4 protein-coding genes are annotated in these 7,074 nt (G+C 60.9%); 3 read left to right on the top strand and 1 reads right to left on the bottom strand.

Annotation, left to right across the window (positions count from 1 at the left end; translation table 11 throughout):
- Nucleotides 1-45 precede the first annotated feature (45 nt).
- Nucleotides 46-1,578, bottom strand: coding sequence for a fumarate hydratase (locus ACKVEX_RS15940; RefSeq protein WP_473216724.1), 1,533 nt, complete (start codon nucleotides 1,576-1,578; stop codon nucleotides 46-48).
- A gap of 350 nt (nucleotides 1,579-1,928) precedes the next feature.
- On the opposite strand from ACKVEX_RS15940, the gene acs reads away from it, so the two are divergent.
- From acs to ACKVEX_RS15925, 3 genes are all read left to right on the top strand, one after another.
- The gene (gene acs / locus ACKVEX_RS15935; protein ID WP_473216723.1) at nucleotides 1,929-3,902 is read left to right on the top strand and encodes an acetate--CoA ligase; all 1,974 of its coding nucleotides are present in this window, start codon (nucleotides 1,929-1,931) and stop codon (nucleotides 3,900-3,902) included.
- A 195-nt stretch (nucleotides 3,903-4,097) separates the two neighbouring features.
- Nucleotides 4,098-4,295, top strand: coding sequence for a hypothetical protein (locus tag ACKVEX_RS15930; protein ID WP_473216728.1), 198 nt, complete (start codon nucleotides 4,098-4,100; stop codon nucleotides 4,293-4,295).
- A 9-nt stretch (nucleotides 4,296-4,304) separates the two neighbouring features.
- On the top strand, nucleotides 4,305-7,058 hold the full coding sequence (locus ACKVEX_RS15925) for an ATP-binding protein (protein WP_473216722.1): 2,754 nt from the start codon (nucleotides 4,305-4,307) through the stop codon (nucleotides 7,056-7,058).
- The last annotated feature ends 16 nt before the right edge of the window (nucleotides 7,059-7,074 follow it).

Raw genomic sequence — 7,074 nt, 5'->3', positions numbered from 1 at the left:
AAACCGGGGCCGATCCCCGGTTCTCGTTGCTCATGGCGAATATCGTCAGGCCACGGCGACCGGTATCTTACCGATTTTCGCCTGCCATTCCTTGGGGCCGGTCTCATGCACGCTGGTTCCGTTGGAGTCGACTGCAACGGTCACAGGCATGTCTTCCACCGTAAACTCGTAGATCGCCTCCATGCCCAGATCTTCGAAGCCAACGACCTTGGCCTCCTTGATTGCCTTGGACACCAGATAGGCGGAGCCGCCCACCGCCATCAGATAGGCCGACTTGTTGTCACGTATCGCGTCGATTGCGACCGGTCCCCGCTCGGATTTGCCGATCATCGAGATCAGGCCCGTCTGTTCCAGCATCATGCGGGTGAACTTGTCCATGCGGGTGGCCGTGGTGGGGCCAGCCGGTCCGACCACTTCATCCCGAACCGGATCCACCGGCCCGACGTAGTAGATCACCCTGTTGGTGAAATCGACCGGCAGCTTTTCGCCCTTGGCCAGCATGTCCTGGATTCGCTTGTGTGCGGCGTCGCGACCGGTGAGCATCCTGCCATTGAGAAGAAGGGTCTGACCGGGTTTCCACGAGGCGACTTCTTCCTTTGTCAGTGTGTCCAGGTTCACACGTGTCGCGACGTTGGTGTCCGCCTTCCAGGTAACCTGCGGCCAGTCCTCCAGCCTTGGCGTTTCCAGCTTCGCAGGGCCCGAGCCGTCGAGGTGGAAGTGCACATGCCGGGTCGCTGCACAGTTCGGGATCATCGCAACCGGAAGGCTGGCCGCGTGCGTCGGATAATCCATGATCTTCACGTCGAGCACGGTGGTCAGCCCGCCCAGACCCTGCGCGCCGATGCCCAGTGCATTGACCTTTTCCATCAGTTCCAGTCGCAGTTCCTCGGTGCGGGTGAGGGTCGCTCCGGAGGCGGATTTTTCCCGTAGCTCATGAATGTCTACCGGCGCCATCAAGGATTCCTTGGCGAGCAGCATCGCCTTCTCCGGCGTGCCGCCGATGCCTATGCCGAGAATGCCGGGCGGGCACCAGCCGGCACCCATCGTCGGCAGGGTCTTGAGCACCCAGTCAACGATGGAGTCGGACGGGTTGAGCATGACCATCTTGGACTTGTTCTCCGAACCACCCCCCTTGGCTGCACAGATCACCTCGACATGGTGACCCGGTACGATCTCGTAGTGGACCACCGCAGGGGTATTGTCCTTGCTGTTCTGGCGTTTGCCGGCCGGATCGAGCAACACCGAGGCCCTGAGCTTGTTATCCGGATGGTTGTAGGCCCGGCGCACGCCCTCGTTGACCATGTCCTGAACGCTCATCGTCGCGTCCCAGCGAACGTCCATGCCGATCTTGAGGAAGACGACCGCGATGCCGGTATCCTGACAGATCGGACGATGGCCCTCCGCGCACATGCGGGAATTCGTCAGGATCTGCGCAATGGCGTCCTTGGCGGCCGGACTTTCCTCGCGCTCCCACGCCTGACCCAAAGCCTTGATGTAGTCGAGCGGATGGTAATAACTGATGTACTGGAAGGCGTCCGCAACGGACTGAATCAGGTCTTCTTCGCGAATCACGGTCATGAGCTTTCTCCGGTCGACTGGAAACAATGCGGTTTCCGACAGCAGGGATTCTAGCAGCACCTCCGCCAGGGGATCTCGGCATCATGATGGCGCAGCCACCCGGAAGATGTCGGACGGGCGGTGCCGGTTGGCCGCGCACTTGAGGGCAGGCGCATGATACATTGATGCGGATCAGTTCCCGCAATTGTAAGTCCTGTGTAAGATAGATATCCTTGAATATCGCACACTTCAAGATGTTCGTCCTGCCGTAAATCGGCCCGGAAAAAAGGTGGCCGGCTATGCCGGTTCCGCACGAATCCGTGGCGTAGTTTAGAGCTTCAACCAATTCAATCAGTTGAGGAGAGGTAAGTATGTCCAATGAACAACAAGGCCCCGTGTACCAGCCGTCGGAAGAGTTGGTCAGGAATGCAGCGATTTCGGGAATGGATGCATACCTCGCGCTGTGCAAGGAGGCGGAGGACGACTACGAGGGTTACTGGGCGCGTCATGCCCGGGAACTGGTGGAGTGGAAGGTTCCCTTCACGCAGGTGCTGGACGAGAGCAATGCCCCGTTCTTCAAATGGTTTGCCGATGGCAAGCTGAACGTCTCATACAACTGCCTCGATCGCAACGTGAAGAACGGCCTCGGTGACAAGGTCGCGATGATCTTCGAAGCCGACAACGGCGACGTGACCAAGGTCACCTACAAGGATCTGCTGTCCCGCGTGTCCAAGTTCGCCAACGCGTTGCGCGGCATGGGCGTCAAGAAGGGCGATCGCGTCGTGATCTACTTGCCGATGTCGATCGAAGGCGTCGTTGCGATGCAGGCCTGCGCCCGCATCGGTGCGACCCATTCGGTGGTGTTCGGCGGTTTTTCGGCGCATGCGTTGCGCGACCGTATCGAAGATGCAGCGGCCGTCGCCCTGATCACGTCCGACGGTCAGTTCCGCGGTGGCAAGGCATTGCCGCTGAAGTCGATCGCGGACGAAGCGCTGTCTCTCGGCGGATGCGACTGTGTGAAGAACGTCGTCGTCGTCAAGCGTACCGGTGGTGAATGCAAGATGGTCGAGGGCCGCGACAGTTGGTTCCACGATGTCTGCGCCAATCAATCAGAGGAGTGCGAGCCCGAGTGGGTGGAGGCAGAGCATCCTTTGTTCGTTCTCTATACGTCCGGGTCGACCGGCAAACCCAAGGGCGTGCAGCATTCGTCCGGCGGTTATCTGGTGCAGGCGGCGATGTCGATGAAGTACACTTTCGACATCAAGCCGGACGACATTTTCTGGTGTACCGCCGATATCGGCTGGGTGACCGGCCACTCCTACATCGCCTACGGTCCGTTTGCATGCGGCGCCACCGAGATCGTTTTCGAGGGCGTGCCGACCTTCCCGGACGCGGGCCGTTTCTGGCGGATGATCCAGGACCACAAGGTCACGATCTTCTATACGGCTCCGACCGCGATCCGGTCGCTGATCAAGGCTGCCGACAACAACCCGTCGGTTCATCCAGGCAAGTACGACCTGTCGTCCCTGCGTATCCTGGGTTCGGTGGGTGAGCCGATCAATCCGGCGGCCTGGGAGTGGTATTACGAGAATGTCGGCGGAAAGCGCTGCCCGATCGTGGATACCTTCTGGCAGACCGAGACCGGCGCACATGTCATCACGCCGATGCCGGGTGCGACACCGATGGTTCCGGGTTCCTGCACGCTGCCGTTCCCGGGCGTCATGGTCGCCGTAGTGGACGAGACCGGCACCGAAGTGCCGAACGGACAGGGCGGAATCCTGGTGATCAAGCGTCCGTGGCCGGCGATGATTCGCAACGTGTATGGCGATCCGGAGCGCTTCAAGAAGACCTACTACCCGGACGATTTCAAGGGCAAGCTGTACCTCGCGGGCGACGGCGCCATCCGCGACAAGGACACCGGCTACTTCACGATCACGGGCCGCATCGACGACGTGCTGAACGTATCCGGTCACCGCATGGGCACGATGGAGATCGAGTCCGCTCTGGTTGCACACGAGAAAGTTGCCGAGGCTGCGGTCGTCGGTCGTCCGGACGATGTCACCGGCGAGGCCATCGTCGCTTTCGTGGTCCTCAAGGGCCCGCGCCCGACCGGCGATGAGGCCAAGGCGATGATCAAGGAGTTGTCGGCCTGGGTCGGCCAGGAGATCGGTCCCATCGCCAAGCCCAAGGACATCCGCTTCGGTGAAAACCTGCCCAAGACCCGTTCGGGCAAGATCATGCGCCGGCTGCTCCGTCAGCTGGCGAAGGGGGAGGAGATTGTCCAGGATACGTCCACGCTGGAGAACCCGGCAATCCTGGAGCAGTTGAAGGCTTCTGCAGCCTGACTACCCCTTCCGGGGAGCGGTCCGTCAGAGGCCTGCCCCCGGTTCGTGTAATGAAGGTAGCCGGCCGGTAGCTGGCGAATGGGAGGGAAAGAGCGCGCGCAGGCGCGCTTTTTTTCGTTTGCGAGCTTCTCGTCGCTTATTGCGACGTGCGGGCCGTTATAATCAGACGGCGTTCGTCATCATGAGGGAAGCATGATGCGTAGAGGTCTTGCCAGGCAACGTCTCGTGGCGGTCTTCCTGACCGCGGCACTGTTGTTCAATTATCCGCTGCTGTCATTGTTCGATCGGCCGGAGGCCGTGTTCGGCTTTCCGATGGTCTATGTCTTCATGTTCGCTGTCTGGGGGGCCGTGATCGCCGTCATCGCCTGGACCGTGGAACGCGGCATGCGCTGAGGACAGTTGATGCTCTCCGGTACGCTGGTCGTCGGCGTCTCGTTCGCCTACCTTCTTCTGCTCTTCGCCGTCGCGCATTTCGGCGACCGCCGTGCCGAGCAGGGGCGTTCGATCATCTCCAACCCGTGGACCTATGCGCTGTCCATGGCGGTGTACTGCACGGCCTGGACCTATTTCGGCAGTGTCGGACGAGCGGCGTCGGGCGGCGTGTGGTTCCTGCCGATTTATCTGGGCCCGACGCTTGCAATGACCCTGTCGTGGTTGATCGTCCTCAAGATGCTCCGCATCGCAAAGACGTACCGCATCACGTCGATCGCCGACTTCATTGCGAGCCGCTACGGCAAGAGTCACCTGCTCGGTGGCTTGGTCACGATCATCACGGTGGTCGGGATCATTCCCTACATCGCGCTGCAACTGAAGGCGATCGCCAGCGGCTATGCGGTGCTGACCGCGCTGCCGGATGAGGGTTATCAAGCGGTGCATGCCGCTTACTGGTTTCAGGACAGCACGCTTTATGTCGCGATCATTCTCGCGGTGTTCACCATCCTGTTCGGCGCCCGCCATCTCGACGCCACCGAGCGACACGAGGGCATGGTAGCCGCGATCGCGTTCGAATCGGTGGTGAAGCTGGTTGCGTTCCTGGCGGTCGGCCTGTTCGTAACCTACGGCATCTACAACGGTTTCGGCGACATCTTCGAGCGTGCCTTCAAGGATCCCGAACTGGCGCCCCTGCTGACGATTGCGGAGGGCAGCAGCGCGAGCTACGGTGGATGGTTCGCGCTGGTATTGCTCGCGATGCTGTCGGTGATCTTTCTGCCGCGCCAGTTTCAGGTCACCGTCGTCGAAAACGTCAACGAGCAGCATCTGCGCCGCGCCACCTGGCTCTTTCCGCTCTATCTCTTGCTGATCAACATCTTCGTGCTGCCGATCGCGTTCGGTGGCCTGCTCCACTTCGGATCGGCCGTGGACCCGGACACCTTCGTGCTGTCGCTACCCTTGTCGCACGGCAAGGAGGCGCTTGCGCTGTTCGTATTCGTGGGCGGGCTGTCGGCCGCGACCGGCATGGTCATTGTCGAGACGATCGCGGTGTCGACGATGATCTGCAACGACCTGGTGATGCCCCTGCTCCTGCGCAGCAAGCGCTTCGACCGGTCTACCCAGCCCGATCTCACTGGTCTGCTGCTGATGATACGACGCGGGTCGATCCTGATCGTCGTGCTGCTGGGCTATCTGTATTTCAGGCTGGCGGGTGAAGCATATGCGCTGGTCAGCATCGGTTTGATCAGTTTCGCTGCGGTCGCCCAGTTCGCACCGGCGATGCTGGTTGGCATGTATTGGCGAGGCGGCACGCGCGAAGGTGCGCTGGCCGGTCTGCTGGCAGGTTTTTCCGTATGGGCGTACACGCTGATGCTGCCTTCGTTTGCGAAGTCGGGATGGCTGGATCCGAATTTTCTCGAACACGGCCTGTTCGGTTTCGAACTGCTCAAACCGGAGCAGCTGTTCGGACTGACCGGGCTGGACAACATCAGCCATGCACTGTTCTGGAGTCTCTTTGCGAACATAGGCTTCTACATCGTAGTGTCCCTGTTCCGCGAGCCCACCGGCCAGGAGGCAAGCCAGGCGACCCTGTTCGTCGATGTGTTCAAGAGCCAGCGCGCAGAGCCGGCCACCTTCTGGCGTGGCAGCGCCGAGGTCAGGGATCTGCTCCCGCTCGTGTCGCGGTTCCTTGGGAGCGCGAAGACCCATCGCCTGTTCAGTCAGTATGCGCGACAACGGGGATATGCGAGCCTGGATCAGATCAAGGCGGACGCCGGACTGGTTCATTTCGCCGAGACGCAACTGGCGGGTGCGATTGGCAGCGCATCGGCGCGCGTGATGGTCTCGTCGGTCGTGCAGGAGGAGCCGCTCGGCCTGGAGGAGGTGATGAATATCCTCGACGAGGCTTCGCAAGTGAGGGCCTATTCGCATCAGCTCGAGGAAAAATCGCGCGAACTCGAGGCGGCCACCAAGGAGTTGCGGGACGCGAACGAGCAGCTGAAGGAACTCGATCGGCTCAAGGACGACATCATGTCTTCGGTCACGCATGAACTGCGCACGCCCTTGACCTCGATTCGCGCGCTGTCCGAGATGCTGCTGGAAGACCCGGAAATTGCGGTCGACGATCGAATGCGCTTTCTCGCCATCATCGTGTCTGAAACCGAGCGCCTGACCCGTCTCGTCAATCAGGTGCTCGATCTCGCCAAGATCGAGTCTGGGCATGCCGAGTGGCACAATACGGATCTGGACATGCGTGAACTGGTCGAGCGCGCGGTCGGGGCGACCGAGCAGTTGTTTCGTGAGCATGGGGCCGTGGTCGAACTGCGCCTGACCGACCACGCGCCGCACCTGCTGGCCGATCACGACCGACTGATGCAGGTGATGCTGAACCTGTTGTCCAACGCCGCGAAGTTCGTGCCCAAGGGCGAGGGTCGTGTCGGCGTGACGCTCGACTGGGACGGCGATGACATTCGCGTCTCGGTCAGCGACAACGGACCGGGCATCAAACCGGAGTTCATGCCTTTCCTGTTCGAGAAGTTCCGTCAGGGCGGCGATCAGAAGGACCGGACGCAGGGCACGGGACTCGGGTTACCGATCAGCCGCCAGATCATCGAGCATTTTGGCGGCCACATGTGGGTGGATTCGCCTCCGGGCAAGGGTGCGACTTTTTCGTTCTCACTTCCGAATGCACGACGCGTGCAGGACGGGGCACAAAGTCCGGAATGAAATAGAATCTAAAAAA

The sequence above is a fragment of the Denitraticella aggregata genome, assembly GCF_048158365.1.
Classification (GTDB): domain Bacteria; phylum Pseudomonadota; class Gammaproteobacteria; order Burkholderiales; family Rhodocyclaceae; genus Azoarcus_F.
The sequence above is the reverse complement of the archived record's forward strand: the minus strand, read 5'-3'. Positions and strand labels throughout refer to the sequence as shown.

Excerpts from the sequence above, each read along its gene's own strand:
- ACKVEX_RS15940 (WP_473216724.1), bottom strand. The coding sequence starts at position 1,578 with ATGACCGTGATTCGCGAAGAAGACCTGATTCAGTCCGTTGCGGACGCC.
- acs (WP_473216723.1), top strand. The coding sequence starts at position 1,929 with ATGTCCAATGAACAACAAGGCCCCGTGTACCAGCCGTCGGAAGAGTTG.
- ACKVEX_RS15930 (WP_473216728.1), top strand. The coding sequence starts at position 4,098 with ATGCGTAGAGGTCTTGCCAGGCAACGTCTCGTGGCGGTCTTCCTGACC.
- ACKVEX_RS15925 (WP_473216722.1), top strand. The coding sequence starts at position 4,305 with ATGCTCTCCGGTACGCTGGTCGTCGGCGTCTCGTTCGCCTACCTTCTT.